A 26,142-nucleotide genomic window follows, 5' to 3' on the forward strand; every position below is an offset into this window, starting at 1 on the left:
GGAGCCGCGGACCGAAACCGCAGCCGGAAACTGCAGCCACGTCTGCGGCGTGCCCGTCTATCGGCGCGTGTAGTCACTCGTAAGCGCAGTCGTATTCCTTGTCGTTATTGACGGCGGGTGACGGCTTGTCGCGATGATGTGTGGGTTCGGGCGCTCCTTTGGGCTGCGCGGTATGAACCGGAAGCCCTAACGTCGTCGCCTGACGGATCAGGTCCACGACGTTTGCGGCCTCCATCTTTTCCATCGCGTTCTTACGGTGAATCTTGACGGTGTATTCGCTGATGTCGAGCTCCCTTGCAATCTGCTTGTTCAGGAGGCCCGCCGCCACATACGCAAAGACCTCGCGCTCGCGCGGCGTCAACAGATCGTGCCGCGCGCGTACCTGCTTGACGTTCTTTGCCGTGTTCAAACGCACGCGATGACAATTGATGGCCTGCGCGATCGCGTCGAGCATGTCTTCTTCGCGAAACGGCTTGTTCAGGAAGTCGATCGCACCTGCCTTCATCGCCTTCACGGTCATCTTCGTGTCCGCGTAGCCGGTCAGGAAAACAATGGGGATCGGGAATTCCATTCTGTTGATTTCGCTTTGCAGGTGAAACCCGCTTTGCCCCGGAAAGCGCACGTCGAGAACGATACAGCCCGGTACTTCATCCGGTATTTCCGACTTGAGAAATTCATCAGGCGAACCAAACGACCGCGCCTGAACGCCGACCGAGCGAATCAGGGAATCGAGCGCCGTGCGCACCGAGGGGTCGTCGTCCACGATAAAAACGATCGGCGATTCTCCGTCGGCATCGTCGTCTTTTCCGCTTGCCAGCCATGTGTCCATCGTCGCTACTCCTTGCATCCATGCCTATTCCAAAGCCGTGTTTCAAAGTCACTGGCGTGACGACCGCATGGTTAGTCCGCGCATTGGACAAAGCAAGGCTATCAATCGGGATGCTGCGTACATGAATCTGGATGATTGGCGAGTGCGCTTGCGCGCTCCAGCCAGCCTGTAAATAGTGCATATCGGAAAGGATTGTCCGCGAATCGCGGATTGTGAATAGCCGCTGCGTGCGCTTATGTTAAAAGGCGATATTGCGCATAATCGCTGCGTGAGTGAAGGAGACATCATGCAACACGATCAGATTGAACGCGGCTGGACCGATATGAATGCGGCGTCGCCGAAAACCGGCATGGTCATGCATCTCACGGATCCGGCCGATGCGCGCTGGGCCGGCATCGTCGAGATTGGAGCATCGCAGACCTATACGCTCGAAGCGGGTTGGCGTCACGACCTGTATGTGCTGTACGGCAATGTCGAGGTCGACGGCCAGCGGCTGAACTACGATGACTTTCTCGTTCAGTGCGGTGCGGGCGCCGTGCGTGCAGGGCAAGGCGGCGCACGCCTGTTCGTGTATCGGGAAGCATCGGGCTTGCATTGCGAGCCGACCGTTTCCGGCGCGGCGAGCCGCGCGTGGCGCGATGGACGCAATCCGCAGATGCGTGTGGCGCCGCTGTCGAACCGCGGGCATCTCGTCAGTATGGTGGCGTGGAAGCCGGGTGCGCATACCGCCGATCACGGCCATTCGAATGGCGAAGAGATCTTCGTGTTGAGCGGCGAGCTAAGGAATGCGGTCGAACGGTATCCGGCCGGCAGCTGGTTGCGTCTGCATCCGGGCGCGCGGCACGAGCCGTTTGCCGAAGTGGCCACGGTCATTCTGCTGCGCAACGGTCATTTGCAGGCGGCATCGCGGCCCGGCGCGGCCGAGGGCGCCGCGCGCGACGAGGGCAAACGGCTCGATCGCACGCCGGCGAATTACCTCAGGCGGCGCCAACGTGGGCTCTGAGCGTATCGACGAACGTCCGGACTTTCGGCGGCGTGTGTTTGCCGGGCGGAAACAGCGCGTGAACCGGCAGTGCGGGGCTCGACCAGTCGGTATAGACGCGCACGAGCCGTCCAGCGTCGAGATCCGCCTGCACGGTGAAATCGGACAATAGCGCGATGCCGGCGCCGTTTCTGGCCGCCGCGCGGCATGCGTACATGGTGTCCGCGATCAGGCACGCCTCGAAGTTGATTTCGACCGCATCCTGCCCGGCCGCGCGAATCAGATTGCAGCGCGATGGATTCGGAAGCACGGAAAGCGCGACGAACGGCACCTGCGCCGCATCGCCGATTTGGACCGGGAGTGTGTTGCGAGCGAGGAATTCGGGGCTTGCGACGAGCCACTTCGACACCTCGTCGATGCGCAGCGCGCGATGGCTCGAGTCCGTGAGTTCGCCCACGCGGATCGCCACATCGACCCCTTCGGCGACAAGATCGATATAGCGGTCGCCCGACATCATTTCGATGCACAGCTCAGGGTGTTTGCTGCGCAGGCGGGCCAGCACCGGCGCGATCACGGTGGCGCTGTATTCGACCGAGGAGGCGACCCTCAAGGTGCCGCGCAGCGCGTGCGCCGCGGGGCTGACGTTGGACACGGCCTCGTCCGCGAGGCGCGCGATCTCGCGACAGGTCTCGAAGAACGACGCCCCCGCTTCCGTGACGCTAATGCGCCGCGTGGTTCTGACGATCAGGCTGGCGCCAAGCTCGAGTTCGAGCCGCTGAAGGTTTTTGCTGACCACCGACTTGCCGACCGACAGGCGCCTCGCGGCCCGCGTCAGCGAGCCTGTTTCGATAACCGCGATGTAGACGAGCAGATGGTCGAAGGTCAGATTGCGCAGGGAGGACATGGCGCGGTCAACGATGGCCCATGTGCTGGTCGAAGAATGCCGCCGCGTGATCGAGCGCTTGCCGGGCTGCCTCGAGTTCCGCGACGCTTTGCTGAAAGACGTGTTGCATGCCCGACCATTCCTGCAGCGTCACGTCATGGCCTCGCGCCTGCGCTTCTCGTGCGTAACGCACGGCGTCGTCGTAGAGGATTTCGTCGGAACCGACCTGAATAAGCAGCGGCGGAAGGCGCTCTGGAATGCCGAACAACGGTGAGGCGCGCGGGTCGTCGGGCGTGGCGAACCTCAGATACCCGGTTGCCGCGTCGCGCAGGGCATGGGCGTCGAGCAGCCGATCTTTGGCGGCGCGCTCGCGAATGCTGGCACCGCTCAAGGTGAGATCGGTCCACGGAGAGAACGCCGCCGCGGCCGCCGGCTTCACGGTTTGGGCGAGGGTTGCCAGGGCGAGGCCGCCGCCTGCCGAGTCGCCCACTATGCCGACGCTGCGATAAAAGAACGACATGCGTTCGACCGCGGCGCCGGCGAGCTCGAGCGCCGCGGGCAAGGCCGTCTCCGGCGCCAATGGATATTCGAGGATAAAGGTGGTGCGTCGCGCGCGCGCGGCGATCTGGCTGACGAAGCCGCGATACGCGGGCGCGGTGCCCATCGTGTACGCGCCGCCATGCAGATAGAGCAGCGCCTGATCCTCGATCCGGTCGTCGGGCACGCACACCCAGCCGGGCACGGCGGGGTCGGTGGAAGGATGCAGCGACACGCGGGGGGCGGGCGGCGTCAGCGCGAAGAATGCATCGTAGACAACGCGCGGCGCAATGCCGGCGAGCAAACCGCCCCAGGTTCGCCTGAATGCGCGATGGACTTCGGGCGCGGCGTCGCGGTCGGCCTGCGACATGGCAAAGACTTCGATCGGAAGCGTCGTGTCGATCTGCTGCATGGGGGCCTCACGGAACAGCGAATACGCGACAGGCAATGGGTTCGGCGAACGGGTCTGGCTAATCGGTCTAGCTAATGGGTCTAGCTAATCGGTCTAGCTGAGCGGTGCGCCGATCAACCGGTACGCAGTGTTTATCTCGCGTAACCTTGCGCCACCTGGCCCATCAGCGTGGCGAACGGCATGTCGAGCGCTTCGTAGACCGCGGCCGCTGTCGGATCGGCGTTGTCGCCCATGATTTCGACCATGGTGGTCGCGTAGTCGGACACCTCGATGCCAAGCGCGACAAGACGGGCCAAACCGGCTTCGTGCTTGTAGCTGCTGAAGGTGCCGCAGGCATCGAGCGCCACTACGGGCTGGAAGCCCTCGTCGCGAGCTGAAATGGCCGGCAGCGAGGCGCAGACCTCGAAACTGAGGCCCGCAATGATCAGATGGTCGCGGCCGGCTGCCTTGACCTTTTCGACGAAGCGCGGCTCGTCCCACGCGTTGACGGTGGAACGGTCGAGGATCGCCTCGTCGCCGAGCACGGCGCGCAGTTCCGGAATCGTGGGGCCCCACATGCTGTCGCGCGCGGTCGTCACCGCCACGATCGGCAGTCCGAGCGCTTTGGCCGCCTTCGCGAGGCCGACAACGTTGTGTTTGAGCTCTCCGACACCGATGTCACGTACGCCCGTGAAAAGGCCGACCTGGTGGTCGATCAGCAGAACGGCGGTATTGTCGCGGGTCATGCGGGTACGGGTTTGAGCCATCGTCGTCACCTTTCTTGCCGTGGAATCACGGATGGTTGGCCGGCGCACCGCATTAAGCAAGGGCGCCGCGCCGGAAGGTGCGTGCAATATTCTGGAAGATCGCGGTCGCGCCGGCTATTCAGGCTTTTCGACCGATCAATACGTGAGCCGCACAAGCGTTGTACGCTGCATCCAATTGTCTGTACAACGATTGAGCATGAAAGGACAGGTAAGATATGCATCATAAATACGCGCCATCCAGCCTGATGGACGCTTCCCTCGATGCCCACTAAGGAAAGCGATCAATGTTGGACCTGAACGACGTGTACTACTTTGTGCAGGTTGTAGACCATAAGAGCATTACCGCGGCTGCTCGCGCGCTCGCGCTGCCCAAATCGACCATCAGCTACCGGATCAACCAGCTGGAAAGCCAGTTGGGAGCACGCCTGATCAACCGCACGTCGCGCCAGTTCGCGGTGACGGACATCGGCGCCGAGTTTTACCGCCGCGCCCGCCTGATGCTGCAGCAGGCACAGGCCGCCGAATGCGCGGTGCGCCAGCGCATGACCGTCCCCAGCGGGCTCGTGCGCATTTCGGTGGCGGTTGCCACATCGCAGTTCGTCATGAGCAAACTGCTGCCCGATTTCGGCCGGCAGTATCCGCAGATACGGCTGTTTCAGCGCACGTGCGACGCGGAAGTCGACATCGTTGCCGAAGGCTTCGACGTCGCGGTCCGGGCGCACACGTTGCCGTTGCAGGACTCGAACCTGATTCAGCGGCCGCTTGCGCCTACGCCGTGGATGCTGTTTTGCAGCCCGCAATACCTCGAAGCTTCGGACCCGATCATGCGGCCCGACGATCTGCTGCATCGGCCGGCGTTGTTCATGATCCGCGAAGGCGTGCCCTTCCAGTGGACGCTTCGGCATCGCGAGGGCGAAATACAAACGCTGCGGATCGAACCTGTCCTGATGACCGACTGCATGTTGACGCTGAAGGACGCGGCGGTTGGCGGCCTCGGCATTGTTGCCTTGCCGGGCTATGTCTGCCGGACGGAACTTGAGCAAGGGGAACTCGTGCGCGTGCTACCCGACTGGACCGCGGGCGACGCCAGTCTGACGGCGCTGGTGCCGTATGGTCAGAACCAGCTGCCCTCTGTGCGCGCGTTGCTCGACTATCTCGTAGCGGAAATTCCGCGTGTGGTCGGCGGATAAGACCTGAAAAGCAACAGGCTTTAGAAAAGGGGAAATAGCTTTAACGGTTCGCTTATCTAGTTATCAAGAACTAGTCATAAAAACTTTGTATTTCCATATCTAAATAGAAACGCTGCGTCGTCCTCCCGAATAAATGGCGAATCGATTACCGGTTTCGCCTGGTCAATGCTGAATTCGCTTGTGTGTCGGGCGACATTATTCCGTGAACTACGATGCCTTCGAAGCTTTGCAAATATCGCATTGCCTGGCGATGTTTTTCTCATTCACCTGGCAGCAGAAAATAGAGGGTGCACATGGCAAGTCTTAAGAAGCGCGATGGATCGAACGTCGCTCCCGCAATCTTGAGCAAATTTATCGAGGGTTTTAGCGGGAAGGTTCTTTATCCCGATACGCCCGCTTATGACGCGGCACGCATTATATGGAACCGAAGAATCTCGAAATCGCCGGGTCTTATTGCGCAGTGTTCATCGACTCACGGGATTGCCCAGGCGGTGAAGTTCGCGCGTGCAAACGACCTCGCTGTGGCGGTGAAGGGCGGGGGACACAATGTGGCCGGCTATGCGCTGTGCGACGACGGACTCGTAATCGACCTCTCGCCGATGAAGCAGGTGGTAGTCGACGAAGACACGCCGACCGTGGTCGTGCAAGGCGGGGCCTTGCTTGAAGACCTCGATCGCGCAACGCATCGGTTCGGCCTGGCGGTGCCGACGGGCGTCGTATCGAAGATCGGCGTCGCGGGGCTCACGCTGGGCGGCGGATGCGGCTGGCTGTCGCGCCGCTATGGCTTGACGTGCGACAGTCTGCTGTCGTGCGACATCGTCACCGCGCAAGGAGAAACGCTGACCGCGCATCAAACCGAACATGCGGACCTGTTCTGGGCCCTTCGCGGCGGCGCGGGAAACTTCGGGATCGTGTCGTCGCTGACTTTTCGCGCGCATCCGGTTTCGAAGGTGTACGGCGGCTTCGTTGCGTATCCTCGCAACGAAGCCGTGAAGGTGCTGCGTTCGTACCGCAACTTCATGGCCCATGCGCCGGACGAACTGACGGTCTACGCGGGCCTCATGTCGACGCCGGACGGCCAGCCCGCGGTCGCGCTGATGATGTGCTACTGCGGAACCGAAAGCGACGGCGAGCGCGTGACGCGACCGCTGCGCGAACTCGGCACGCCTCTCTTTGCAGCCGTGCAGTCGATGCCGTTTCCCGATATGCAGAGGCTTGCCGATCCGGCCAATCCGGACGGGATAAACAACGACTGGCGCTCGACCTTCGTCAACGATCTCAGCGATGAAGTGATCGAGCTGGTGGTCGAGCAGAGCAATCTGGCCGCGTCGCCGTTGAGCATGGTTCTGCTGCAGATCTTCGACGGCGCGGTGCGCAATGTCGGCGTCGCGGACAGTGCCTACTCGCAGCGCGATGCGGGCTTCAATGTGGCGATCGAGGCCAAATGGATCGAACAAAAAGACAGCGCGCGCAATATCGGCTGGGCGCGCGACTTCGCGAGCGCATTGCGGCCGCACTCGGCGAAGACGAGCCTCGTGAACTTCCTTGGCGATGAAAGTGCGGTCGAAGTTCGCGCGGCATTCGGCAGCAACCATGCGCGGCTTGCCCGGATCAAGGCGAAATACGATCCGGAGAACTTCTTCAGGCTCAATCCGAACATCGAGCCCAGCGGGTGAACGAGGCGGGCGACTTCGCTTCGACGCCCGCCGATGCCGCGCCTGGCAATGACCCGATCGTGAATCAGTCGAACAGGCCTTTGAAAGCCGTGCTCATGTTTTCCACTGTCTCCAGCCCTTGAACCGTGGAAATGAGGCGGTCGGCCTTGCTGTCGGACAGGCCCGCGAAGGCGGTGCAGCCGCGGAACTTCTGCACGGCGTCGTCGAACGACATCGGCTTTTGCGGGCTGCCCCTGGCGAAATCGTTTTGCGCCGCGAGGACGCGTCCGTCCTTGAGCGTGACCTCGACATACGAACGCATCTTGTCGGCGCCGGCCGCATCCGCCTGCGGATTGTTATAGAACTCCACACGCTTGAGCATCTCCTGCAGCCCAGGGAGATTGACGACGTCGTCCTCGAACTCGCCAAGCCCCGCGCGACGCCTGACCAGAAGCACCGCCATGCAGTACTCCATGCTGAACTTGCCCTGCAGCCCGGTCTTCGGATGGTGATGAATCAGCGTATTGAGCATCTGCCGGTTCGTGCCGACGCGAACCTGAGCCACATCGGCTGCCTCGATGCGATGCGTCTCGATGAGATCGAGCATCGCATCCATGGCCGGATGCGTCAGCGACCCCGTGGGAAACGGCTTGATCGACACGCCAGGCGTCATGAGCGACCACGGCTTGCCGAACTTTCCTTCGGTAGCCTGAGGATTCCAGCCGCCGCCATAGGCCGTAAAGAAGCCGCGTTTCGCTTCCAGAATATTTTCTGCGGCCGTCCATCCCAATGCGGCCAGATCGGCCGCGGTCACGCCGCATTCGGCCGCGTGGCCGGCCTGAAAAGGTTTGGTCATGGTGCCGAAGTTCTCGCGAAGACCGCAGGCCTGAGCGCCGGCGATGCCGAACACATTGCAAAGCGCGCCTGTGTCAAAGCCGCGCATTTTGCCGGCTGCCGCCGCCGACCCGAACACGCCGCAGAAACCGGTCGAGTGAAAGCCGCTCTCGTACGAGCGCGGCGCGATGGCTTCGCAAATCTTGGTCTCGACTTCGAGGCCGACGTGATACGCGAGCATGAAGTCGCGTCCGGACTTGCCCAGCGCTTCGGCCATCGCGAGCGCCGAGGGCACGGCCGTTACCGTCGGATGCGTGAGCAGTCCGTAGACGCGGTCCTTCGCTACTGCCAGTTGCGTGTCGTCGAAATCGTCGGCATGAATGGCGACGCCGTTGGCGAATGCGGCGAAGCGCGGCGGCGCTTTGAGGTTCGTGCCGAGCACGCTCGACAATCCTCTCAGTACACCGAGGTCGCCCAGATACCGCTGCACGACGGGGCCGGTTTCCGCGCGCTGCCCGGCAACGGCGAGACCGAACGCATCGAGGATATGCATCTTGCCCAGTTCCACCAGTTCCGGCGGCAGATCTTCGTAGGCGACGCGGGCGACAAAGCCGGCCGCCTCGGCCGTGACCTTGTGCTCAGCCATGGCTGAGCTTGCCGCGGCGCCTGCTGCGGGCTGTGCGGCGGCATGTGAAGTTGCAATGCTTTCCGACATTTACGATGCGCTCCTTTGCGCGGCGAACGACCCTGAACGTGAATTCTGTCGTTCGTCGAGCGGTTCGCCGAGGTAGGGCCGGTCCGGCCGTATCCAGTTCGCGGCGATCGGGCCGAGCAGAAGACAGGCGATCGATAGCGCGAACACCGGTTGCCACGAATGCGTGGCATCGACGAGCCAGCCGACGATCGGCGGCGACACCGACGCCGCCACGCCGAGGCCCGTATTCATGATGCTGCTCGAGGTGGCCGCATGATTCGGCGCGAGATCCATCGCGACGGCCCATAGCGGCGCCGTGACCATCTCCGAGAGGAACAGGGCCGCCGCCAGCGATAGTGCCGCGATGTTCGGCGATGGATGCAGGAACATCGGAATGAAGAACACGATAGGCGCAAGAAAGCCGATGGTGATCATCGTCTGGCGTGCGCGGCGGATATTGCCGGTGCGCTTGAGCAGCAGGTCGCTGAGTGTGCCGCCGAGCGTGGTGCCGACCACGCCGCTCAGAAAAATGCCGGAGCTGAACAGGGCCGAATGCTTGATGTTCAGGTGGTAGCTCTGCGCGAAGAACGACGGCATCCAGTTCAGGAAGAACCACAGAATCCAGCCGTGGCAGAAGCTGACGAGCGTGGCCGGCCACAAGGCGCGCAGCAGCGGTCCCCAGCGCATCGGCACGCGCGCCTTGCTGGCTTTGACGGGAAGACGCTCGAGGTCTTCGGGCGTGATGCCGGGATGGTCGGCCGGATTGTCGCGGTAGTACCAGACCCACAGCGCGACCCACGCGAGGCTCGCGATGCCGAGCACCACGAATGCGATGTGCCATGAAAACGCGGTGATCAGCGCGGCGACCACGATCGGTGTCGATGCATTGCCGAGGCGCGCGCATGCATGCGTGATGCCTTGTGCGAAGCCTCGCTGATCGGGTTTCATCCACGCGGTCATGGCGCGCGCGGAAGTCGGAACGATCGGGCTTTCGCCGAGCCCGACGATAAAGCGCGCGACCAGCACCATGGCGAAGCCGCTGGCGAGGCCGGTCAGCAGCGTGCCTAAGCCCCAGAGCAGGCCGCAGATGGCGAGCATCTTGCGCGAGCCGAGCCGGTCGGCAATCACGCCGCCCGGAATCATCGCGATCGCGTAAGTCATGGCGAACGCGGCGAACACGACGCCGAGTTGCGAATTGTTGAGCTGAAGATCGTGGCGGATTGCGAGCGCCGCCGTGGAAATATTGGTGCGATCGACGTACATCAGATACGACATGATGCACAACACGATCAGGACGCCAGTGGTGGCGGAAAACCGTCTGCGCGGCTGAGGCGATGCCATTGTCTCTCTCCATGCGCGCGCCGTGCGAGCCGGCGCGGTTGCGACTGCCTGTGCCGTCGCTCGCGGGCGCGCGCCATCGGAATGGCAGCGTGCGCCGCGGCACGACATGGGTTGCTGCAACGCTGGGGCCCCGCGGATGTGTCGCGGAGCGGTGCGCCGGCTGTGTCGTATCGATCTTGTCAGTGCGCCGTGGACGCGCGGTGAGCGCGTTGGAAAGGCGCGGGCCGGCGCGCGTGGCTTATTCCAGCACGGCGCCGTGCACGCCCGCGGCGAGCGTTTCCTTTTCCCAGCGCTTCATCGGCACGACTTCCGCGACCGGACCATTAGGCGAGCGGAACTTGACCGGCAAATGACCGGGCGCGGTCAAAATCTCGCCGCCATTGGCCTTGATCTGTTCGATAAACGCGTCGAGGTCTTCCACTTCCATGCCGATATGATGGATGCACGGTGCGGGGCCCGCGAAGTCGGCTTCGTCCGCGTTCGACGATTCGTAATGGATCAGCGTCAGGTCCATATAGCCGTCGGTCAAATGATGCGACACGTGATTGCCGTTTTTGCCCTTGCGCAGCACCGTGTTGACGTGCCGGTAACCGAACACGTTCTCATAGAACGCGCGTTCCTTCTCGACGTCTTCTACCTTGAAAGCAATATGTTTGATGAAGTTGGGCATGGAGTCGGCTCCTCATGAATGGCGCGCGGGAAGCGCGCGGTGTGAGTCAGTCTAGGACGCACGTCGGTATGCGTCAATCGAATCATTCGAATGATTCGATTGATAATGCGCGTTTCTCGGGAAAACACCAGGGCGCGACGCCGGTTGCGTCGTAAAAGGGCGCGTTCCTGTATCCTTCGCAGATTCGCGGGCGAGGGCGCCGAAGTCGCCGGCGGACAGCCCGGTACCACCTTTGCGCCGACCGCGTCGATAAACCGGGCCATCAAGCCGCTTTCAGCCGTTTTCAGCCGCTTTCATTTTCAACCGATGCCAGTCACACGCAACACGGGCGAACAGCCACTTTATGAAATCGTTCGGGCGGGGATTCTCGAACGGCTACGTACCGGCGAATGGGCGGCGGGCGACAAGATTCCGACCGAGCCGCAGCTCGCCGAATCCTTCGGCGTGGGCATCGGCACGATCCGGCGCGCGGTCGAGGAACTGGTCGCGGAGCGGCTGTTGATCCGGCGTGCGGGGCGGGGCACCATCGTCGCGCGTTTCGGCGAGAACCATCAGTTCGACCACTATTTCAATTTCGTCGACGCAAACGGCGACGCGGTCGCCGTGTCGGCGCGCCTGCTGCGCTTCGGCAAGGAGCGCGCGACGGCTGAACTGGCGGAGCTATTGAAGGTCGAACGCGGCTCGCGGCTCGCGAGCGTCGAGAATCTGCGGCTGCGCGACGAGACGCCGCTGATGCTCGATCATCTGTGGTTTCCGCTCGACGTCTTCCCGAATCTCGATGCGCAGACCTTCGTCGCAAGGCGCGGATCGATCTATGGCTTCTATCAGGATCACTTCGGTATTTCGGTCGTGCGGGTAGTGGAAGATTTGCGCGGCGCGGTCGCCGACGAGCGAATCGCGGATGTGTTGAATATCGACGTGGGAGCGCCGGTGCTGCGCATCGAGCGCATCGCTTATACGTTCAAGGACAAGCCGGTGGAGTTTCGCGTGCGGATTGTCTCGAGTGAGATTGCGTATCGCAATGTGCGAGGGTTGCAGGATTAAGGCGATCGATACAGGCAAAAGGATATGAAGACAAGGATTGTTGACGACGAGGCTCGTGATCGCCTGATCCTCTGGCTGCGTCGTCGGATGGATGAATTTGGCATTACGACTGAAGCGCTGGCGGCCTCGATCGCCGAGGATCGCCGCTATCCGCCGCTTTACCGCGACGCGCGCGGCAACGAATGGAACGGGCAGGGCGACATGCCCAGCTGGCTGCGGGCCGCGCAACACGCGGGCGTCGATCCGGCATTCTTCCGCATCGAATCGAAGCCGGCCGCACCGCAGTCCGTCATCGGCGCGGGGCAGAAACCGGCCGGCGACGACCCGCGTCAGCTCGATCTCTTCGTGTGAAGAGGGGAACGCATGCCGAGCCATGAGCGAATGCGATCGTCTACGCTGATCGACTGGGTCTGGCGCGTGGCGCTTCGTGCCGCATTCCGTTGCGCGCGCGTCTGGTGGCACATCCGGCGGCCTCGTCATGAGGGCGCGCTGGTCGCGATCTACGTCGGGCGTGACGTGTTGCTGGTGAAGTCGTCGTATCGCACCGAGTGGAATTTTCCCGGCGGCAGTCTCCACGCCGGCGAGACGCCCGACGCAGCGGCGCAGCGCGAAATGGAAGAGGAGATCGGTCTGTCTTCGTACCCGCTGATTCCCGCAGGCAGCGCCAGCGGCGTTTGGGACGGGCGAAGCGACCGCGTGCACTTCTTCGAACTGCACCTCGATCGCGTGCCGGAACTGCGGCTCGACAATCGCGAGATTGTCGCGGCGCGTCTGGTCGCGCCGGAGGATTTGCGCGGCCTTGCGCTGACCGGGGCGGTCGAGGCGTATTTCGACGCACGTCCGCGCTGACTTCGAACGCTATGCCTCGCGCTTGCTGCGCCCGTATAGCAGCAGCATCGCGGCGATCACCACGCCGTAGATAATCTGCCGTCCCGCTTCGGGCATTTGCGCGACCGAGAGGATCGACTGCAGCAGCGTGATGAGAATCGCGCCCGCCACGGTGCCGAGATACGAACCGCGGCCGCCCAGAATCGACGTTCCGCCCAGCACGACCGCCGCGATGGCCGGCAACAGGTAGGCATCGCCCATCGACTGCGCCGCCTTCGACGCATAGCCGGCGAGCAGCACGCCGCCGAACGCCGCAAATGCGCTGCATACGGCGAACGCGGCCACGGTGACGAGCCGCGTATCGATGCCGGAGAGATAGGCCGCGCGCTCGGTGTTGCCGATCGCGTACAGCGTGCGGCCGAAGGTCGTGCGCGACAGCAGGAACATCGTGACGCCGCCGATCACCACCCACAGCGCGACGGCGTTCGGCACGCCCGGCACGAGCCAGCCCGCCGCGAGCCAGCGCATCACGTCCGGTGCGGAATCCTGCGGCGACGATCCGCCCGTGTAGACGATCATGATGCCCTGAGCGACCGCATTGGTCGCGAGCGTCGCGATCATCGACGGAATGCGCAGCAAGGCGACGAGGATGCCGTTGACGACGCCGATCAGCACGCCGCAACCGATGCCGGCCGGAATCGCGAGGAGGCGCCCGGTTTCGCCGTGCCCCGCGACGGCGCACGCCATCATCGCGCCGACCGTGATGGTCCAGGGCAGCGACAGGTCGATATGGCCGAGCAGGATCACCATCATCAGGCCGGTCGCGATGATGCCGAGAAACGCGCCGACCTTCAGCTGCAGCAGGATGTATTCGGGCGACGTGAAGTTTCGTGAAAACATCCCGCCGACTAGCACGAGCGCCACGATGCACGCGAAGGCGATGACGATCGGCCGGTCGATCCTGCGCGTGAGCTTGGTGATGAACGTGGTGCACCTCGTTGCGGAAACGTCGCTCATTTAAACCACTCCAGGCGATTGCGCACCCTGAACAGCCCGCATGCGCCGATCGCGACCGAGAGCAGAAGAATCACGCCCTGGAACAGCGGCTGCCACAGCGCATCGACGTTGAACACGAACAGCAGGTCGCCGATCGAGCGGAAGGCGAAGGCGCCGAAGATCGCGCCGATCGCGCTGCCTCTGCCGCCGAGCAGCGAGACGCCGCCGATCACCACGGCGGCGATCGAAAACAGCGTGTAGGAGTTGGCACTGCCGAGGCTTGCTTCGCCCGTATCGGTGAAGAACGTCAGGAACAGGCCGCCGATCGCCGCGAGCACGCCGGCTAGCGTATAGCTCGCGAACTTCGCGCGCTGGATCGGCATGCCGGATAGAAAGGCCGCGGATTCGGACGAGCCGGTCGCGTAGGCGGCGCGCCCGATCGTCGAGCGTTTGAACGGAATCCAGACAATCGCCACTGCGGCCAGCAGAATCAGCAGGCTCGCGGGCACGAGGCCGGCAACCTTGCCGGTCAGCGCGTCGGCGAGGTCCTCGTTGATCGATCCGCCCGGCACCGGACGCAGCAGCAGCGCGAGTCCATAGTAGACGGCGCCGGTCGCGATCGTCGTCACGATCGGCTGCAGACGCCCGAAAATGATAATGACGCCGTTGAGCGCGCCGCACAGCGCGCCGGTGGCGAGCACACCGACGATGCCGAGCGCGCTGTGCAGCGCATCGCCCGTGACGATCCACGATCCGACGCAATTCGTCAGCACGAGCATCATGCCGATCGACAGGTCGATGCCGGCCGTGAGCACGACAAGCGCCTGACCCATCGAGACCAGCGCGAGCAGCACCGCCTTGTTCGCCGCCGTCTGGAACACGTTCGCAGACAACGCCGACGGATAGTTGAACAGGTAAATCGCGAACATCAGCACGAACAGCGCGAAGGCGAATGTCGTTCCGCGGTTTTCCGCATACCAGTAGCGCAGCCCGCTCATCGCGCGGCTCCCGTTGAAGGCGAAATCTGTCCGACAGGCAGGTCCAGTGCACTGGCGATCAGGTTCTGCTCGGTGATCTCCGGCCCGGCCAGTTCCTTCTTGATCCTGCCTTCGTACAGCACGAGCACGCGGTCGCAGCAGCCGATCAGCTCGTCGTAGTCGGTCGAATGGAAAAGGATCGCCGCGCCTTCGTCGGCGAGGCGTCTGAGCAACTGATAGATCTCCTGCTTGGTGCCGACGTCGATGCCGCGCGTCGGGTCGCTGAGAAGCAGGATGCGCGGCTGCCGGATCAGCCATTTCGCGATGACCACCTTCTGCTGGTTGCCGCCCGATAGCGAACCGACGGCCGCGTCGACGCTGAACGACTTGATCGCCAGCAGCTCCATCATCCGGGCGACCAGCGACTGCTGGCGGTCGCGATCGATCACGCCCGCGGTGGACATGCGATCGAGCGCGGCAAACGACAGGTTCTCGCGTACCGACATCGGCAGCATCAGGCCTTCGGTCTTGCGGTCCTCCGGAATCAGCGCCATGCCGACGCGGTTGGCGCGCGCGGCCACGGGGCTTCCGATCGACATGGCACGGCCGTCGATCTCGATCTTGCCGGTGCAACCGCGCAGCACGCCGAACAGCGCGAGCAGCAGTTCCCGCTGACCTTGACCGTCGAGGCCGCCGAGTCCGAGAATTTCGCCGCGCCGCAACGAGAAGCTGACGCCCTGCAGCGTGTCGCTCCACGCAAGGTCGCGGCAGGCGAGGACGGGTTGGGCGGCGAGGCGGCTATCGCTCTGGCCGGCGGGCTGATCGGCGGGCTGAGCGGCGGTCTCATCGGTGGGTTTATCGGTGGGTTTATGGACGGGCTTAGCGGGGAACGCATGCTGGTACTTGCGGCCGATCATCATTTCGACCACCTCGTTGTCGGTGCGCGTGCCTGCCTCGAAGCTCATGACGTGGCGACCGTTGCGGTAGACCGTGCATTCGTCGGCGAGCGCCTTCACTTCGTGCATCCGGTGCGAGATGAAGAGCAGGGCGAGCCCCTCGTCGCGCAGGCGTTTGAGCACGTCGATGACGCGCGCGACGTCGGCCGCGGTCAGCGCCGAGGTGGCCTCGTCGAGGATCAGGATGCGCGGCTCGTGCGCCAGTCCCTTCGCGAGTTCGACCATCTGCTGGCGCGACAGCGGCAGATCGCGGACGTTCGCGAGCGGATTGATGTCGGCCGCGCCCGCGCGGGCCAGCGCCGCTTCGGCCTGGCGGCGCTGGGCCCGGCGGTCGATCATGCCGAAGCGGCGCGGCGGATTCGACGCGAAGATATTGTCCGCCACGCTCAGATCGGGGATCAGCGACAGCTCCTGATACACGCAGACGATGCCGGATGCGTTCGCCTCGGCAGGCGACGCGAACGCGCTTGGCCGGCCGTCGAGCCGCATGGTTCCCTCGTCCGGCTGCACGACGCCGGACATCACCTTCAGCAACGTGGACTTGCCGGCGCCGTTCTCGCCGAGAATCGCGTGGATGCGTCCCTTGCGCACCTCGAGGTCCGCATGATCGAGCGCAACCGCGCCGCCGTAGCTTTTGGACACGCCCGACATCTGAAAGATCGGCTGCTCCCCATCCTGCGGCATGCTTGGTCTCCCGTTACGGCGCCGGTCATCGCGCGATTACTGGTTGCCCTGGTTCTGCTTCATGATTTCCTGCGCGGAGAAATTGATGCCGCAAGTCGGAAACGAGTTGCCGACGAAGAAGTTGTCGGACTCGTTGGGGAAATAATTGACGCCCGCCTTCAGCTGCGAATCGTCGGTGACGTCGAGCGGCAGTTTGATCGCCACGGGAATGGTCTGGCCGTCGAGCGCCGCGAGCGCCGTCTTGATCGCCACGGCCACCTGCGCGGGACCGCTGCCGGCCGACGTGCACTTCAGGCCCTGGCTGCCATACTGCGCGCAGAACTTGCGAAAGCCGTTTTCGGTTTCGCCGCCGAACGGCACGAAAGGATGTTTCGCGTCGAGCATCGCGCGCACGACACCGGTGTCGCCGCCTTGGGCCGAAATGCCGTCGAAATGGCCTTGAACGGCAATCGCGTCGGCGGCGGCCTTCTGCGCGACGCCGTCGTCCCACTTGCCGTAGACCTGGACGACATTCCACTTCTTGCCGGTGTCGTCGAGGGTTTTCTGGAAGCCATTGTGGCGGTCGGTGTCGACCGACGTGCCCGCCACGCCGCGGACCTCGAGCACCTTGCCGCCGTTCGGCACATGGGTTGCGAGCCATTTGGCCCACAGCACGCCGAGCCCGTACTGGTCGACGTCGACGTTGATCGCGTCTTCGCTGTCGAGCGTATTGTCGAATGCGACCAGCACGACGCCGGCTTTCTTCGCGCGGCGGATCGCGGGTCCGAAGGAGGAGGGATTCTGCGCGTCGACGACGATCGCGTCGTAGCCCGCGTCGATGAAGTTGTTGACGGCCGAGATCTGCGCCGGCACATCCTCGCCGGTCGAGACGACCTTGAACTCCTTGAGCTTCGCGGCGACGGCCGGCTGCGCCGTATAGGCCTTCGCCGTCTTGATCATCTGGATGCGCCAGGTGTTCGCGATATAGCCATTCACAAGCGCGATCCGGTACGGCCCGGTCTTCTTAGGATACTTGACGAACTTCGTGTCGTTTTTCCATGGAACCATGCATGTGGGATCGCTGGATGGGCCGGATACGATCGAGGCCTGCGCGAAAGCCGCGCTTGCGCTCAGCGCCAATGCCGCGGCCGCTGCCGCTCGAAGCACCTGGATTCCTGAAAGCATGTTGTCTCCGTTTTGTTGGATTGAACTTACCGACTGCCGGCGCACACGGGTCGTCGTGGATAACCGACGCGGTGTGCGTAATGCAGGGAATCTTGCGGACAGGCTGCAGCGGAACGGGATCGGGCTCGCCGGATTAGCGGAATGGCGTTTTCAAAGGTGCCCTCGAAGCGCAACGGAGGGCATGCACGACACCTCCCCATCTGACAAAACGGATTGTTACTGGCATACCAATCGGCGCGCGATAGTGGTTTACCAGTGCGCCCGAAATCGGCCCGATCGGGCCCGAAGCCGCGCCGTGTCTGAAGGTCGGCGAGCGGCATGCCCCCGGTGCGGGCGGTAAAATTCAGGGAACATGGAATCGCATTGGAGTGGGTGTTTGACCGAACAGAAACAGGGCTTCATTTTGACCCGTCACTGGCGAGACTCGCCGGCAGGGACGGAGGTGGTGTTCTGGCTGGCGACGGACGACGGACCCCGCCAGATCCGCCTGCGCCCGCAGGAATCCGTGGCGTTCATTCCCGCGGCGCAGCGCGATCGGGTCGAGCTGACGTTGCGTCGCGAATCGTCCTTGTCTGCTGGAATCGAGTTGCGTCCGCTCGAACTGAGCGACTTTCATCATCGTCCGGTGCTGGGGCTGTACAGCAAGCAGTACCGGCAACTGACGCGGTTCGAGAAGCGCCTGAAGCAGGGCGGCGTCGACGTCTACGAGGCCGACGTGTTTCCGCCCGATCGATACATGATGGAGCGATTCATCACGGCGCCGGTATGGTTTGGCGGCCGGCCCGACGGCGAGGGGGCGAGTGGGGCGAGTGGCGTGGGTGGCGCGAGGGGTGCGGGCGGTGCGTTGGTGGACGCGGACATGAAGCCCGCATCGGGCTATCGGCCGCGCTTGCGGATGGTATCGCTCGACATCGAGACGAGCGCCAAAGGGGAGCTGTATTCGATCGCGCTCGAAGGGTGCGGGCAGCGTCAGGTTTACATGCTCGGACCGGCAAACGGCGAGGGCGGTTCAGTCGACTTCGACCTCGAATACTGCGAGAGCCGTCCGCTGCTGCTCGAGCGGCTGAACGAATGGATGGCCCGGCATGATCCCGATGCGATCATCGGCTGGAATCTCGTGCAGTTCGATCTGCGCATCCTGCATCAACACGCGGAGCAATATGGTGTTTCGTTGCGTCTGGGCCGCGATGGCAGTGCGATGGAATGGCGGGAACATGGGCTGACGCAAGGGCATTTCTTCGCGGGCGCCGCGGGCCGGTTGATCATCGACGGGATCGAAGCGCTGCGCTCGGCGACCTGGAGCTTCGCGTCGTTTAGCCTGCAGTTTGTTTCGCAGTCCGTGCTGGGTGAGGGCAAGGCGATCGACAACGCCTACCAGCGCATGGACGAAATCCAGCGCCGCTTCGATGAGGACAAGCCGGCGCTTGCGCGCTACAACCTCAAAGACTGCGAGCTGGTCACCCGCATCTTTGCGAAAACCGAGTTGCTGGCGTTCCTGCTCGAACGCGCGACCGTGACAGGTCTGCCGGCAGACCGAAGCGGAGGCTCGGTGGCCGCGTTCACCCATCGTTATATGCCGCTCATGCATCGGCTCGGCTATGTGGCGCCGAATCTGGGGGAGGTGGCGGGCGCCCCGAGTCCGGGCGGCTTTGTGATGAACTCGCGGCCGGGTCTCTACGACTCGGTGCTCGTGCTCGATTACAAGAGCCTGTATCCGTCGATTATCCGCAGCTTCCTGATCGATCCGGTCGGGCTCGTGGAAGGCATGCGCAATCCCGATGATGCGGACTCGGTTCCCGGTTTTCTGGGGGCGCGCTTTTCCCGTACGCGGCACGGCTTGCCGGCGATCGTCGCGCAGATCTGGGAAGCGCGCGAGGCGGCCAAGCGCGAGCACAACAAGCCGTTGTCGCAGGCGTTGAAGATCATCATGAACTCGTTTTATGGCGTGCTGGGTTCGACCGGATGCCGGTTCTTCGATCCGCGCCTCGCGTCGTCGATCACGATGCGCGGTCACGAGATCATGCGCAAGACGCGCGATCTGATCGAGGCGCAGGGCTACGAGGTGATTTACGGGGATACGGATTCGACGTTCGTTTGGCTCAATCATGCGCGTACCGAAGAAGAGGCGGCGCAGATTGGGCGGATGCTTGTCGGGCATGTCAACGACTGGTGGCGGCGGGATCTGCGCGAGCGTTTCGGGCTGGAGAGCGCATTGGAACTGCAGTTCGAGCGGCACTATCGACGCTTTTTCATGCCGACTATCCGGGGCACGGAAGAGGGCAGCAAGAAGCGTTATGCGGGCCTCACGCTGCGTGAGGATGGCGGCGAGGAAGTGGTCTACAAGGGGCTGGAAACGGTGCGGACCGATTGGACGCCGCTCGCTCAGCGGTTCCAGCAGGAGCTTTATCTGCGTGTGTTCAGGCGGGAGCCGTATCAGGAGTATGTGCGTGATTATGTGCGCCGGACCTTGAGTGGGGAGTTCGACGAATTGCTGGTGTACCGCAAGCGGTTACGTCGTCCGCTTGCGGCGTATGAACGCAATGTGCCGCCGCATGTTCGGGCGGCCAGGATGGCGGATGAATTCAATGCGAAGCAGGGGCGGCCGCTGCAGTATCAGAGCGGCGGGTGGATCAGTTATGTGATGACGAGCGCCGGGCCGGAGCCGCTGGAAACGTGGCGAGCGGGGCTGGATTATGGGCACTATGTGAGCAATCAGTTGCAGCCTGTGGCGGATGCGATATTGCCGTTGTTGGGGGATGACTTTGAGACGTTGACGAGTGGGCAGCGGACGCTTTTCTAGCTGGATCACAGGTGTGGGTCGCGACGTCGGTCGGCGGCTGCGGCACGATAGCCGCTTGGGGGCGGGTAGCATCTATCGGCCAAAACCGAAGCGTGGGTCTCGTGTCGGCGGCAAGGCCAGGAACGTCGACTGCGACGCGAAATTCCCGAAGACGGCTCGAACAGCTGGCCTGCGCTGTCCGCTATGAATGTCATGAGCCCCCGCATCGATCTGGCTTACGAACTTGAATTCATGTACAGCGTGTCCCGTGGAAAGAACACACGCTGGTTGAAAGCCGGCAGCACGACTGTCGCGCCGCTGGCGGTTACACGGACATTGCAGGTTTGATCGATCAGCGTGCCGTGCTGGTAGATGAACGCCCCAGGGCCGCCGCCGCACGCGGCAACGTGCTCGAAGAGCTGCATGTCCCGACCGTGCGCCATGTCCCTTCTGATGACGAAGCCGTCGGCATATGCACCGGTTACGCTAACCAAAGCAGCGACTCCAATGACGAATCTGGCAGTCTGCATGATGCCGATCTCCATAGGTTCATTTGCTGCGTCTGATTCTATCGGCAAATTAAAGGTATTGCAGGCGCGACCGAATCATGAGCAATCTGCGCCGGGCATGTCGAGCGACGCTGACCAGGCGCCGGTTCGCGCACGGCCCCGGAAAGTCACGCGCCGTTCGCCGTGGCACAAGAATTCGTTCGTTCCTGCACAACTCGAGTCATTTTTGACACTCCTATTATGGGTCGTCATCGCTGAAGCGTGCGCACGCAATGCGCATCGATCTCTCGCTGCTCTTTTCAACCCCGAATGGAGTTTTACGAAAGATGAAATCCCTGCTTTCCACCGGTCACTGCGCACGCGGTTCCTTCGCACCGTTTTCACCTGCACGCACACGCTTCATGGTCGGCACGGCGGCGGTCGTCGCGGCGTTGTGCGCAACGGTGGCTGCTAACGCCGCGGCGCCGCAGCCGATCGAGTTCGTCGAAGCGGTCCACAATCTCGGCTACATCGATCTGTATGTCGGGCAGCATGCAGGAATTTTCGAGAAGCACGGCCTTGCGCTGCACCTCACGGCCGCGGGCGGCGACACGCAGGCATTCGCCGCCGTGCTCGGCAAGACCGCGCAATTCGCGGTCGGCGATCCGACCATGGTCGAGATGTCACGCGAGCGCGGCGGGCCGGGGTTAGTCATCGGCACGCTGGTGCAACGCGCCCATTACTTCGGCGTTTCGAAGACCGTCGCCGCACCGATCAAGAATCCGCAAGGCTTCAAGGGCCTTACGTTCGTCACGTCGCCGGATCCGAACACGAACTACAGCGTCACCAGGAAGCTGATGCAGGACGCCGGTCTGAAGCCTGGCACCGACGCCAAAATTATCGAAGTGAACCCCGGGACCGAAATCGGCGCGATGCTCGCGGGCCGCGCGGACGTCGCGGTCGCGTATCAGCCGAACGTCGCGGCCGCGATTTCGCAAGGCGCAAAAGTCGTGTTCGATTTTTCGAGCTACATGGGACCGTTCTGCAATACCGGCGTGATGGTGTTGCCCGACTACGTGAAGGCGAATCCGCAGGTCGTGCAGGCGCTGATCGATGCGCTCGAGGAATCCGCGCGGCTCACATACGCAAAACCTGATTACGCGAAAGAAGTCGCGCGCGCGGAATTCCCTGATGTACCTGCGGACGTAGTGAACCGCGCCATCGACATGGAACTGCAATACAAAATTCCCGCGCAGACGATTCCGGTCGATCCGAAACAGTGGCAGAACCTGATGGCGATGCAGAAGTATCTCGGCAACGTACAGGCTTCGATCGGCTTCGATCAGATCATCGATAACGGCTTTGCCGACAAGGCGGCCAAAACCGCCGCCGCCAAGGATGCGGGCGCAGCGGTAGCAGCGAAGTGACTGGCACCGGCACGCACAGCGCAGGCGGGACGGCGGCGGCCACTCACGCGGCAGCGAGCGCAGCAACACTGTCTGCCGCGGCGCCGCACATCCACCGCGCCTCGGCGGTGCCGCTTGCCGCGCGCGGCGTAGGCAAGACGTACGGCGAAGACGACACGGCCAACCCCGTCATCGGCGAAATTTCGTTTGATCTTCGCCCCGGCGAAATCGTCAGCCTCGTTGGGCCGTCGGGTTGCGGCAAGACCACGCTGCTGAACCTGCTAAGCGGCCTCACGCGCCCCACGCGCGGGGAGGTGCTGTGGCATGGCAAGCCGCTTGCCGACGTGCCGCGCGGCATCGGCTACATGCTGCAGAAAGACATGCTGATGTCGTGGCGCACGGCGCTAGCCAATGTAACGCTCGGCCTCGAGATGGCAGGAATACCGCGCGCGCACCGCGCCAGCAAGGCGCTCGCGATGCTCGGCAAGGTCGGGCTCGCGCCTTACTACGACTACTATCCGTCAGCGTTGTCGGGCGGCATGCGCCAGCGTGTCGCGCTGGCACGCACGCTGGTCACCGATCCCGAAGTGCTGCTGCTCGACGAACCGTTCGCGGCGCTCGATTTCCAGACCAAGGTCGTGCTCGAAAGCGACATGGCGCGCCTCGTACGCAGCGAAGGCCGTTCTGTCCTGCTCATCACGCACGACGTCGAAGAAGCGGTATCGCTATCAGACCGCATAATCGTGCTGACACACCGCCCCTCGCGCATTCGCGCAATCCACGAAGTCCGCCTTGGGGGCGAGCGCGGCGACATGATGGCGATGCGCGATACGCCTGGCTTTGCGGCGCTGGTGCGCGAGATCTGGTCGCAGCTCGACGTGCGCATGGGCGAACGTTGAAGAGGAGCCACGCGTGTTGAAACCCAATCGCCACGCAGTGCCCGCCGGGAGCGGCGCTGTCTCGCCCGCACACGTCGAGCGACGCCGGCGCCTCCTGCGCAAATGGCGCGGTAAGCTCGGCGTTGCCGCCTGCCAGTTGCTGCTGCTCGCGCTGTTGCTCGGACTCTGGCAATGTGCGGCTTCGAAGCAGACATTGAATGCGTTCCTGTTCGGCTCCCCCGCACAGATCTGGGGCTTTCTCGTGCAGATGCAGCAGGACGGCAGCCTCGCACACGACACGGGCGTGACCGGCCTCGAAACACTGCTCGGCTTCCTGCTAGGCAATGTGATCGGTACGCTGCTCGGCCTTTCGTTGTGGTACTCGCGCTTCGTATCGAAAGTCGTACAGCCGTTTATCGTTGCACTCGGCTCGATTCCGATCGTTGCGCTCGCACCGATCGTGATCATCTGGTTCGGTACCGGCATGGCCTCGAAGCTGGCGATGTCGACGCTTTCCGTTGTCGTGATCGCGCTGGTGATCGCCTATAAAGGCGCCACCGGCACCGACGACGACCAGATCAATCTGATGCGCACGCTCGGCGCGAACAAGCGCCAGATTTTCCTGAAGCTGATCATTCCCGCGTCGCTGCGCGACATCTTCGCAGGCCTGAAACTGACGGTCGGATTTGCGCTGATCGGTGCGATCATCGGCGAATTCATGTCGTCGTCGGAAGGGCTCGGGCACGCCATTTTCAAGGCCGGCAGCCTGTACATCATTCCCAAGGTGTTTGCGGGCGTAGTCGTGACCATCGCGCTTGCGCTTTTCCTGTCGTTTCTCGTCGGACGTCTTGAGCGCTTTCTGATGCCGTGGCACAAGTTCGACTGAGCGCCTGCGCCCATTGCTGCCGTTGCGCGCACAACCGATCGATGTTGCAACGGCGTGTGTTTACCTCACCGCTCCCGTGATAACCGAACTCGCACGCATACCATGAACACTGTCTCCGTACCGCATCAGATCATCCGCAAGCAGGGCCTGAAGTATGCGCTCGCCGCCACGGACAGCTTCATCGCCGAAGTGCAACCGGGCGATACGTTCGAAGTCGAGACCGAACTGAATATCGGCGGCCATCTGATCACGCATCTGGACGACAAGCTCGACGCTTCGCAGGTCACGCTGCCGTTCGTCAATCCGGCCACCGGCCCGGTGCGCCTCGCCGGCGCAAAACCGGGTGACATGGTCGTGATCGACGTGCTCGACGTCGGCGTGCACGGCCTCGGGTACACCGCGCTCTGGCCCGGTATCGGCATTTTTCCGGACTGGGTGCGCAAGCGCGAGTTCGGCATCCAGAACCGCAACGTCGTCGTCAAGGACGGCATCGTGCACTGGAGCGATGCGTTAAAGCTCGAAGCGAAACCGATGATCGGCGTGATCGGTGTCGCGCCGGTTGCGGGCGGCACGCTGACGGTCGACAACGGCGTGCATGGCGGCAACCTCGATATCCAGGAAGTGACCAACGGCAACCGCATCATGTTTCCCGTGTTTCACGAAGGCGCTTACCTGTATTTCGGCGACGTGCACGCGCTGCAGGGCGACGCCGAATGCAATGGGATGGGGGCGATCGAGATTCGCGGCCATCTGAAGCTGAAGGTCGACATCAAGCCCGCGCCGCGCCGGATGACATGGCCACGTATCGAAACGCCGACGCATATCTGCACGGTGGGCTGCGCGCGGCCGCTCGACGACGCGCTGCGCATCGCATTCGAAGAGATGGTGTACTGGCTCGAAGAGGAGTTCCACATTCCGGGGCCAGAGGCCTACATGCTGCTCGGGCAGATCGCCGAGGCGCGCTGCACGCAGATGGTGAACCCCAAATTCACCTACGTCTGCAAGGTGGCGAAGAAGTACTTGCCCAAACGCTAAAGCAGGGCGCCTCATTGCGCGCGCGGCGTTATTCGCCGCCGCGCGTCGAATGCGACAGTGCCGCTGCGGGCGTGGGCGGGTGTCGAACAGCCCTTGATTCGACAGGCGGATCGGGCAAGTGTTGCGCGCAGGTCTGACTGCGGCGCATCAGCGGGGCGATTGCGTCGGTCGCCGGCGTTACGATTTCTGTGGATCGGCTGCAGCGGATCGCAAAACCAACGATCACTACATCGCCAGAATGTCCCTCACTGCCCGATCGATGAACTTGATGTCGGTAGCATTGGCCGCCGGGCCGCCCGCAAAATGTCCCCAAACCGACTCGATAGGCCGCAGCTGTGCATTGGGCATCTTCGAGACTTCATACGCACTGTCCTCCGGCGGAAAATACAGATCCGTGCGTCCGGGCATCACCATAGCCTTGGCAGTGATACTGCCCAACGCCCGATCGAAATCCCCCATATAACGCGAATTCGCGGAAATATCGCCGTGCTGCCAGCTCCACATCATGGACAAAATATTGTTCGCGTCTTTCTTCAGAAAATCGCCTTCCCAAAAGTGGGTGATAAAGTCCTCGAGCGAGCCATATCCCATGGCTTCGATGTCGAGCCGTTGACGCAGAAATGCCTGCGAAAACCCCCAGCCGGCGAATACACGCGCAGCGGCTCGCATTCCACGCGTCGGCGGTGCATCGTAAAAACCGTGCTTGAACGCCGGGTCCAGCAGCAAGGGTGCCTTTAGCCCCTCGATAAACACAAAATTGTGCCGGGAGCACCGCGCCGACCCGCAAATCGGCAGAAGTCGCTCTACCATCTCCGGATACATCGCGGCCCAATGGTAGGCCTGCATCGCCCCCATCGACCAGCCGGTGACGAGCCTGAGCGACGCGATGCCAAACTTTTCGGTCACGAGGCGGTGCTGCATCGCGACGTTGTCGTAAAGCGTGACATGCGGAAAGCGGCCACGATCGTAAGGCGGCGGATTATTGCTCGGCGAACTCGATACGCCGTTGCCAAACATATTCGGCACAATGATGAAGTATTCCAGCGGATCAAGGCCCATGTGCTCGCCAATCAGCCACTCGTTGTCTGCGTGGCTGCCGCTATAGAAGGTCGGATAGACGATCGCGTTGTCGCGTGCTGCGTTTAGCCGACCATACGTTTTGTAGCCGAGCAGCATGTCCGGCAGCGTCGCGCCGGACTGTAGCGTCACGCGGCCAAGATTGAAAGTTTCGAAGTCCGGCATGTGAGC

The 26,142-nt window shown here is 62.9% G+C and carries 24 protein-coding genes; 11 read left to right on the top strand and 13 right to left on the bottom strand.

Features of this window, described 5'->3' with window-relative positions:
* Positions 1-73 precede the first annotated feature (73 nt).
* The gene (locus ACYPXD_RS18045) at positions 74-829 is read right to left on the bottom strand and encodes a response regulator transcription factor (protein WP_459714046.1); all 756 of its coding nucleotides are present in this window, start codon (positions 827-829) and stop codon (positions 74-76) included.
* 286 nt (positions 830-1,115) lie between these two features.
* On the opposite strand from ACYPXD_RS18045, the gene ACYPXD_RS18050 reads away from it, so the two are divergent.
* Positions 1,116-1,832, top strand: coding sequence for a cupin domain-containing protein (locus ACYPXD_RS18050; RefSeq protein WP_459714048.1), 717 nt, complete (start codon positions 1,116-1,118; stop codon positions 1,830-1,832).
* Here the strand turns inward: ACYPXD_RS18050 and ACYPXD_RS18055 are convergent.
* The 3 genes from ACYPXD_RS18055 to ACYPXD_RS18065 all read right to left on the bottom strand — a co-directional run bounded on the left by ACYPXD_RS18055 (position 1,807) and on the right by ACYPXD_RS18065 (position 4,449).
* Positions 1,807-2,715: a LysR family transcriptional regulator gene (locus ACYPXD_RS18055; RefSeq protein ID WP_459714050.1), complete on the bottom strand. Its 909-nt coding sequence runs from the start codon at positions 2,713-2,715 to the stop codon at positions 1,807-1,809. The two genes, ACYPXD_RS18050 and ACYPXD_RS18055, sit on opposite strands and share 26 nt — an antisense overlap.
* 7 nt (positions 2,716-2,722) lie before the next feature.
* Positions 2,723-3,643: an alpha/beta hydrolase fold domain-containing protein gene (locus ACYPXD_RS18060; protein ID WP_459714052.1), complete on the bottom strand. Its 921-nt coding sequence runs from the start codon at positions 3,641-3,643 to the stop codon at positions 2,723-2,725.
* A 131-nt stretch (positions 3,644-3,774) separates the two neighbouring features.
* Positions 3,775-4,449, bottom strand: coding sequence for an isochorismatase family protein (locus tag ACYPXD_RS18065; protein ID WP_459714054.1), 675 nt, complete (start codon positions 4,447-4,449; stop codon positions 3,775-3,777).
* A gap of 224 nt (positions 4,450-4,673) precedes the next feature.
* Between ACYPXD_RS18065 and ACYPXD_RS18070 the strand changes: the two genes are divergently transcribed.
* Positions 4,674-5,579, top strand: coding sequence for a LysR substrate-binding domain-containing protein (locus tag ACYPXD_RS18070; RefSeq protein WP_459714056.1), 906 nt, complete (start codon positions 4,674-4,676; stop codon positions 5,577-5,579).
* A gap of 293 nt (positions 5,580-5,872) precedes the next feature.
* A complete protein-coding gene (locus ACYPXD_RS18075) occupies positions 5,873-7,255 on the top strand; it encodes an FAD-binding oxidoreductase (protein ID WP_459714058.1) in 1,383 nt (460 codons plus the stop codon).
* 64 nt (positions 7,256-7,319) lie between these two features.
* Here the strand turns inward: ACYPXD_RS18075 and ACYPXD_RS18080 are convergent, their stop codons facing one another.
* The 3 genes from ACYPXD_RS18080 to ACYPXD_RS18090 form a co-directional block, all read right to left on the bottom strand.
* Complete coding sequence (locus tag ACYPXD_RS18080) at positions 7,320-8,714, bottom strand: MmgE/PrpD family protein (RefSeq protein ID WP_459714060.1); 1,395 nt, start codon at positions 8,712-8,714, stop codon at positions 7,320-7,322.
* Positions 8,715-8,783: 69 nt separating this feature from the next.
* Entirely contained in the window at positions 8,784-10,103 is a 1,320-nt protein-coding gene (locus ACYPXD_RS18085) for an MFS transporter (protein ID WP_459714062.1), read from the bottom strand.
* Between the two features lie 238 nt (positions 10,104-10,341).
* Positions 10,342-10,773: a VOC family protein gene (locus ACYPXD_RS18090; RefSeq protein WP_459714064.1), complete on the bottom strand. Its 432-nt coding sequence runs from the start codon at positions 10,771-10,773 to the stop codon at positions 10,342-10,344.
* Between the two features lie 306 nt (positions 10,774-11,079).
* On the opposite strand from ACYPXD_RS18090, the gene ACYPXD_RS18095 reads away from it, so the two are divergent.
* Genes ACYPXD_RS18095 through ACYPXD_RS18105 form a run of 3 tightly spaced genes read left to right on the top strand, consistent with a single transcriptional unit; the run spans position 11,080 to position 12,666 of the window.
* Positions 11,080-11,817 carry a GntR family transcriptional regulator gene (locus tag ACYPXD_RS18095; protein WP_459714066.1) on the top strand — a complete coding sequence of 246 codons (738 nt, stop codon included), beginning with the start codon at positions 11,080-11,082 and terminating at the stop codon, positions 11,815-11,817.
* A 24-nt stretch (positions 11,818-11,841) separates the two neighbouring features.
* The gene (locus ACYPXD_RS18100; RefSeq protein ID WP_459714068.1) at positions 11,842-12,168 is read left to right on the top strand and encodes an H-NS family nucleoid-associated regulatory protein; all 327 of its coding nucleotides are present in this window, start codon (positions 11,842-11,844) and stop codon (positions 12,166-12,168) included.
* A gap of 12 nt (positions 12,169-12,180) precedes the next feature.
* Positions 12,181-12,666 carry an NUDIX domain-containing protein gene (locus tag ACYPXD_RS18105; RefSeq protein WP_459714070.1) on the top strand — a complete coding sequence of 162 codons (486 nt, stop codon included), beginning with the start codon at positions 12,181-12,183 and terminating at the stop codon, positions 12,664-12,666.
* A 9-nt stretch (positions 12,667-12,675) separates the two neighbouring features.
* Here ACYPXD_RS18105 and ACYPXD_RS18110 read toward each other — a convergent pair whose 3' ends face one another.
* Genes ACYPXD_RS18110 through ACYPXD_RS18125 form a run of 4 tightly spaced genes read right to left on the bottom strand, consistent with a single transcriptional unit; the run spans position 12,676 to position 17,422 of the window.
* Positions 12,676-13,662, bottom strand: coding sequence for an ABC transporter permease (locus tag ACYPXD_RS18110; RefSeq protein ID WP_459714072.1), 987 nt, complete (start codon positions 13,660-13,662; stop codon positions 12,676-12,678).
* Positions 13,659-14,639 carry an ABC transporter permease gene (locus tag ACYPXD_RS18115; protein WP_459714074.1) on the bottom strand — a complete coding sequence of 327 codons (981 nt, stop codon included), beginning with the start codon at positions 14,637-14,639 and terminating at the stop codon, positions 13,659-13,661. Before ACYPXD_RS18115 ends, ACYPXD_RS18110 begins: the two co-directional genes overlap by 4 nt.
* Entirely contained in the window at positions 14,636-16,258 is a 1,623-nt protein-coding gene (locus tag ACYPXD_RS18120; protein ID WP_459714077.1) for a sugar ABC transporter ATP-binding protein, read from the bottom strand. The genes ACYPXD_RS18115 and ACYPXD_RS18120 overlap by 4 nt, the downstream gene beginning before the upstream one ends.
* A gap of 36 nt (positions 16,259-16,294) precedes the next feature.
* Entirely contained in the window at positions 16,295-17,422 is a 1,128-nt protein-coding gene (locus tag ACYPXD_RS18125) for a sugar ABC transporter substrate-binding protein (RefSeq protein ID WP_459714079.1), read from the bottom strand.
* Between the two features lie 376 nt (positions 17,423-17,798).
* Between ACYPXD_RS18125 and ACYPXD_RS18130 the strand changes: the two genes are divergently transcribed.
* The gene (locus ACYPXD_RS18130; protein ID WP_459714082.1) at positions 17,799-20,222 is read left to right on the top strand and encodes a DNA polymerase II; all 2,424 of its coding nucleotides are present in this window, start codon (positions 17,799-17,801) and stop codon (positions 20,220-20,222) included.
* Positions 20,223-20,437: 215 nt separating this feature from the next.
* Here the strand turns inward: ACYPXD_RS18130 and ACYPXD_RS18135 are convergent, their stop codons facing one another.
* Positions 20,438-20,746, bottom strand: a complete 309-nt coding sequence (locus ACYPXD_RS18135) for a hypothetical protein (protein ID WP_459714084.1) — start codon at positions 20,744-20,746, stop codon at positions 20,438-20,440.
* A gap of 290 nt (positions 20,747-21,036) precedes the next feature.
* On the opposite strand from ACYPXD_RS18135, the gene ACYPXD_RS18140 reads away from it, so the two are divergent.
* The 4 genes from ACYPXD_RS18140 (at position 21,037) to ACYPXD_RS18155 (ending at position 24,894) form a co-directional block, all read left to right on the top strand.
* Positions 21,037-22,116, top strand: coding sequence for an ABC transporter substrate-binding protein (locus tag ACYPXD_RS18140; RefSeq protein ID WP_459714087.1), 1,080 nt, complete (start codon positions 21,037-21,039; stop codon positions 22,114-22,116).
* A complete protein-coding gene (locus ACYPXD_RS18145; protein WP_459714089.1) occupies positions 22,113-22,994 on the top strand; it encodes an ABC transporter ATP-binding protein in 882 nt (293 codons plus the stop codon). Before ACYPXD_RS18140 ends, ACYPXD_RS18145 begins: the two co-directional genes overlap by 4 nt.
* Positions 22,995-23,007: 13 nt before the next feature.
* Complete coding sequence (locus ACYPXD_RS18150) at positions 23,008-23,859, top strand: ABC transporter permease (protein WP_459714091.1); 852 nt, start codon at positions 23,008-23,010, stop codon at positions 23,857-23,859.
* Positions 23,860-23,961: 102 nt separating this feature from the next.
* A complete protein-coding gene (locus ACYPXD_RS18155; protein ID WP_459714093.1) occupies positions 23,962-24,894 on the top strand; it encodes an acetamidase/formamidase family protein in 933 nt (310 codons plus the stop codon).
* 225 nt (positions 24,895-25,119) lie between these two features.
* On the opposite strand, the gene ACYPXD_RS18160 is transcribed toward ACYPXD_RS18155, so the two are convergent.
* On the bottom strand, positions 25,120-26,136 hold the full coding sequence (locus ACYPXD_RS18160; RefSeq protein ID WP_459714095.1) for an alpha/beta fold hydrolase: 1,017 nt from the start codon (positions 26,134-26,136) through the stop codon (positions 25,120-25,122).
* Positions 26,137-26,142 lie beyond the last annotated feature (6 nt).

The organism is Paraburkholderia sp. 2C (assembly GCF_054589215.1).

Coding starts and splice junctions, on each gene's coding strand:
- ACYPXD_RS18045 (WP_459714046.1), bottom strand. CDS start 829: ATGGACACATGGCTGGCAAGCGGAAAAGACGACGATGCCGACGGAGAA.
- ACYPXD_RS18050 (WP_459714048.1), top strand. CDS start 1,116: ATGCAACACGATCAGATTGAACGCGGCTGGACCGATATGAATGCGGCG.
- ACYPXD_RS18055 (WP_459714050.1), bottom strand. CDS start 2,715: ATGTCCTCCCTGCGCAATCTGACCTTCGACCATCTGCTCGTCTACATC.
- ACYPXD_RS18060 (WP_459714052.1), bottom strand. CDS start 3,643: ATGCAGCAGATCGACACGACGCTTCCGATCGAAGTCTTTGCCATGTCG.
- ACYPXD_RS18070 (WP_459714056.1), top strand. CDS start 4,674: ATGTTGGACCTGAACGACGTGTACTACTTTGTGCAGGTTGTAGACCAT.
- ACYPXD_RS18075 (WP_459714058.1), top strand. CDS start 5,873: ATGGCAAGTCTTAAGAAGCGCGATGGATCGAACGTCGCTCCCGCAATC.
- ACYPXD_RS18080 (WP_459714060.1), bottom strand. CDS start 8,714: ATGGCTGAGCACAAGGTCACGGCCGAGGCGGCCGGCTTTGTCGCCCGC.
- ACYPXD_RS18085 (WP_459714062.1), bottom strand. CDS start 10,103: ATGGCATCGCCTCAGCCGCGCAGACGGTTTTCCGCCACCACTGGCGTC.
- ACYPXD_RS18090 (WP_459714064.1), bottom strand. CDS start 10,773: ATGCCCAACTTCATCAAACATATTGCTTTCAAGGTAGAAGACGTCGAG.
- ACYPXD_RS18095 (WP_459714066.1), top strand. CDS start 11,080: ATGCCAGTCACACGCAACACGGGCGAACAGCCACTTTATGAAATCGTT.
- ACYPXD_RS18100 (WP_459714068.1), top strand. CDS start 11,842: ATGAAGACAAGGATTGTTGACGACGAGGCTCGTGATCGCCTGATCCTC.
- ACYPXD_RS18105 (WP_459714070.1), top strand. CDS start 12,181: ATGCCGAGCCATGAGCGAATGCGATCGTCTACGCTGATCGACTGGGTC.
- ACYPXD_RS18110 (WP_459714072.1), bottom strand. CDS start 13,662: ATGAGCGACGTTTCCGCAACGAGGTGCACCACGTTCATCACCAAGCTC.
- ACYPXD_RS18115 (WP_459714074.1), bottom strand. CDS start 14,639: ATGAGCGGGCTGCGCTACTGGTATGCGGAAAACCGCGGAACGACATTC.
- ACYPXD_RS18120 (WP_459714077.1), bottom strand. CDS start 16,258: ATGCCGCAGGATGGGGAGCAGCCGATCTTTCAGATGTCGGGCGTGTCC.
- ACYPXD_RS18125 (WP_459714079.1), bottom strand. CDS start 17,422: ATGCTTTCAGGAATCCAGGTGCTTCGAGCGGCAGCGGCCGCGGCATTG.
- ACYPXD_RS18135 (WP_459714084.1), bottom strand. CDS start 20,746: ATGGAGATCGGCATCATGCAGACTGCCAGATTCGTCATTGGAGTCGCT.
- ACYPXD_RS18140 (WP_459714087.1), top strand. CDS start 21,037: ATGAAATCCCTGCTTTCCACCGGTCACTGCGCACGCGGTTCCTTCGCA.
- ACYPXD_RS18155 (WP_459714093.1), top strand. CDS start 23,962: ATGAACACTGTCTCCGTACCGCATCAGATCATCCGCAAGCAGGGCCTG.
- ACYPXD_RS18160 (WP_459714095.1), bottom strand. CDS start 26,136: ATGCCGGACTTCGAAACTTTCAATCTTGGCCGCGTGACGCTACAGTCC.